Source organism: Sphingobacteriales bacterium, from assembly GCA_012517435.1.
Classification (GTDB): Bacteria; Bacteroidota; Bacteroidia; order CAILMK01; family JAAYUY01; genus JAAYUY01.
Genome location: JAAYUY010000192.1, coordinates 1 through 3,687 on the forward strand (window position 1 = coordinate 1; position 3,687 = coordinate 3,687).

5 protein-coding genes are annotated in these 3,687 nt (G+C 38.8%); 1 reads left to right on the top strand and 4 read right to left on the bottom strand.

All coding sequences use genetic code 11. From position 1 onward, the window contains the following. Window positions 1-252, top strand: a 252-nt coding sequence (locus GX437_10820; protein NLJ08153.1) for a M24 family metallopeptidase, incomplete at its 5' end; no start/stop codon positions are given. A gap of 148 nt (window positions 253-400) precedes the next feature. Here the strand turns inward: GX437_10820 and GX437_10825 are convergent. The 4 genes from GX437_10825 to GX437_10840 all read right to left on the bottom strand — a co-directional run. Next, window positions 401-910, bottom strand: a complete 510-nt coding sequence (locus GX437_10825) for a hypothetical protein (GenBank protein NLJ08154.1) — start codon at window positions 908-910, stop codon at window positions 401-403. 27 nt (window positions 911-937) lie between these two features. Continuing rightward, the gene (locus GX437_10830; protein NLJ08155.1) at window positions 938-1,984 is read right to left on the bottom strand and encodes an o-succinylbenzoate synthase; all 1,047 of its coding nucleotides are present in this window, start codon (window positions 1,982-1,984) and stop codon (window positions 938-940) included. 9 nt (window positions 1,985-1,993) lie between these two features. Further along, complete coding sequence (locus GX437_10835) at window positions 1,994-2,494, bottom strand: asparaginase (protein NLJ08156.1); 501 nt, start codon at window positions 2,492-2,494, stop codon at window positions 1,994-1,996. 2 nt (window positions 2,495-2,496) lie between these two features. Beyond that, the coding region (locus GX437_10840; protein NLJ08157.1) for a serpin family protein at window positions 2,497-3,687 on the bottom strand (1,191 nt) is incomplete at its 5' end.

Here is a 3,687-nt window from a genome sequence, read left to right on the forward strand (position 1 = left end):
CCACTGTATTTCAAATACTTCATGCATGGGAATTCCCATTTTCTTGGCCTTGATGTTCATGATTGCGGCACCAAACAGACAATACTCGAACCGGGGATGGTTCTCACCTGCGAACCGGGAATTTATATTGCCGAAGAAAACATTGGTATCCGTATTGAAAATGATGTGTTGGTTACAGATGGTGATCCTGTCGATCTGATGGAACATATCCCTATCCGCATTGAAGAGATTGAACAATTGATGAACGAATGAAATATCTTTTGATTCGGTAACCATACGGGATAATGCCAATATAACTGAATTTTGTCCGACAGACTGCTTAAGTTTAATGGTCTGTTGGCTGAATTATTTCATGTAATACATAGAAATCATTAACAGACAGGTATTCAACTTTCCAAATTCAATCGGAACAATATTTTTCCAGTTGGGCAAGTGTAAATGTTTTGCTGACGATATCTTCCTCAAACTTAAACGGGAAATCAGATTCAAAGGGATAGCAGATAAATATAATTTGATTGTCATCAGTTTTTGTTTCAAAAGCCAATGATTTGCCTGAATCTTCAGGAAGCAGTTTTTCAAGGTTGACGAGTTGTATTTCTTTTCCCTGCGGACACTCAAGCAGAATTTTGGCATAATCTCCCGGCTTAATTTTAAACTTGCCGATTTCTGCCACACTTTCTCCTTTATAGGCTACTATTTTTGTTTTGATAACCACTTTTTTCCCCAGATCTTTATCAAAATAGGTATAATCAGGAATATCAGGCATTTCATTGAGCCAGGCAGTGGATGTAATGATGTGTTCTCTCCCTTTTTCATCAAATTCATTGTATCGGATAAGACAAAGGTCTTTTTGCTGACCATAAGCGGCTGAAAAGCCAGTTAATAGTAAAAAGAATAGTTTTCTTATCATTTTATCCCAATAACCGGTTTCAAAACTTTATTCAAAAATAGCTGAAAAATCCCAGAATCCATCAGGATCAGAGTATAATTTTCCTTCTTTGACGCGAAGGGGGCTTACAATGTTGTTTGAATAAATATTTCCGGTGCCCAGTCCCTGATGAATTGCCGGATGATAACCGGCAGTCCATTGTGCAATGGCATTTAGTCCCACATTCGATTCAAGTGCTGAGGTAATCCACCAGCCTGTTTGTGATTGTTCAGCCAGTTTTATCCATTCATCACATTCGGTAAATCCTCCCAGAAGTGAAGGCTTTAAGACAATATACTGTGGCTTAATATCAAACAAAAGTTTTCTTTTTTGCTCTTTTTCTGCTATGCCAATCAATTCCTCATCAAGTGCTATGTCGATGATTTTCAAACCACACAAATAAGCCAATGACTCATGTTGACCCGATTTTACGGGTTGCTCGATGGAATGAACATGTAAATCACTCAGGTATTTTAGTTTTTCCTCTGCTTCCTGTGGCAGGAAAGCTCCGTTGGCATCGAGACGTAAAATAAAATCATCCCCATATTCCTTTCGCATACGTTTTAAAAAACTGTATTCATCCTGAAAGTTGAGTGCACCAACTTTCACTTTTATACAATTGTAACCTGCTTCAATTTTTTCCCTGAAATGTTTTTCCATCTCCTCAAAAGTTCCCATCCACACCAGTCCGTTTATCGGAATACTTTGATTTCCCTGATAAAACGGATTATCAAAAATCAATCTGCGACCCCCGTTTTTCAGGTCATTCAGGGCTGTCTCAAATCCAAAACGGATTCCCGGATACATTTGTAAATCTGAGTCATCGTAATAGTTGTTTTCATTAATAAACTGACAGGTTTTTGCAATTTTCATTTCAAAAAAATCCTGATTATCAATGCTCAATCCATTTATTAATGTACACTCTCCGATTCCTGCCAGGCAATTGACCTGATTTTCAAGCATCACAAACCACGAACTTTTTTCAAAAAGAGTATCACGTGAGGTCCTGGCCGGAAAAGCAAACTTCATGACATTCCTGACATATTTTGCCCTCAGTTTCATTGGTTATTGTTTATCATTTTTTTGAACGAACTGACCGCTCTCGGGATGACGCTCCACATCGTCCCAACGATAAATTCTGCCACTCATGGCTACATATACTGAAGGGGGTAAAATCTGAACTGCTGCCACAGCGACCCCCAGGTTGAAGCCCGCATCAGAATCATAAAATTTTTCAGGACGAAAGGCTCCTGTCAGCACAATGGTTTTATCCCTTATTCCTGAAAGATATTCAGCTGTTTTCAGCATGGTATCTGTACCATGTGTGATAATGAGACGTTTATATGAAAGGTTTTTGCAAAGAGACAGTAATTCCTTCCTGTCGTTATCACTCATGTCGAGGCTGTCTTTCCGGAAAAGTTTAACAATTTCATATTCAAAATTCGGATTGATACGCCTGAGTATTCTTTCCGAAGCCGGCTCAGTGATTTCAAAAGCATAACCCATCTGGAGCTTTGGATATTCTTTATCAATGGTGCCTCCTGTCTGAATGAAAATGATTTTCATGCCTATTGCTTTGGATTCATCACTTTTCCCATAAACATGATTGCCCCGCTTTCATTGTTTTTAATGTAAAAGAAAAAGGGATGGTCAGCTTTAAATTCAGATTTTTCTTCCGGTAATGCAGCCCTTTCCATCATCACTACGGCAGTTGAAGCGGCTGCTTCAGTCCCTTTTTCATTGACTTCGATGAAAGCTTTATGCAATATATTGTCGATCATCAGGTTTTTCTTTCCGGTCATTCCTGAAAAATCAGCATTGTCGTCAAATGCATCGCTCATACCTGCAGCCGATAAGATGGCTTTTAGTGAAAAAGAAGATGAAAAAGTGAAACGCGGAAGGTAAACATCCACTCCCTGCCATTTACTCATGTTTTCAAGTTCTGAAAAATAGCCGGGTGAAAAAGCTTTTTCAAGAGCCGGCAGTTTATCGGGTGATTTTGGCAACAAAATATTCATCGAATAAAGTTTCCCCGCATAATCCATGCTGAGAAACTGAAGCTTATCATTTTCAAAATACCTGTATTTACCCGTATGTTCCTGCATCATGTCCACCGTAATTTTTTGACCGTCCATCAGGAAAAAGTCACCGGGGCGGGTTTGCTTTTCATCAAAAACGATAGCCCACGTTGCATTGAAATAAATGGCATTTACCAAAATCAACCTGGTTGCGGCATTAATATCTTTTTCTGACAGAATATCCTTTATTTTATCCTCCGTTTTTTCACTCACCCACTGATTTATTTTTTCTCTTGCCTCATCAGGTCGATTAATGAAATTAACAAACTGAAAACCAGAATGATAATTTTTTTTCATGTTTTCTAAAAATTCCGGCTTAAAATAAAACTGCTCCTGGGCCCAAAGGCTGTTGGCCAGACTAATCCGGTAAGATTCAGACGACACATTCATTTCATTCATCAGTGCTGAAAATCCTTCATTTACCTGCTTTTTGTCAAAAACAAAACCAAGCACTCCGGCCATTTGCTGCTGTGTATTGTTTTCAGCACCTGCATAGGTCATTGCCAGAGCTGACGAAATGGATAAAGGTGAAAAAATAAGATTTTCGTCCGGATTTAAACGGGCATACAGGTTGAACCCAAAACCATTCACGGAAGTAACAATATTAAAATCGGTTGTGTCCAGATAGTTTTTATCCCATACCCCCTGAGATTTTTCCTGTTGCGGGGCTGTTTTTTTACA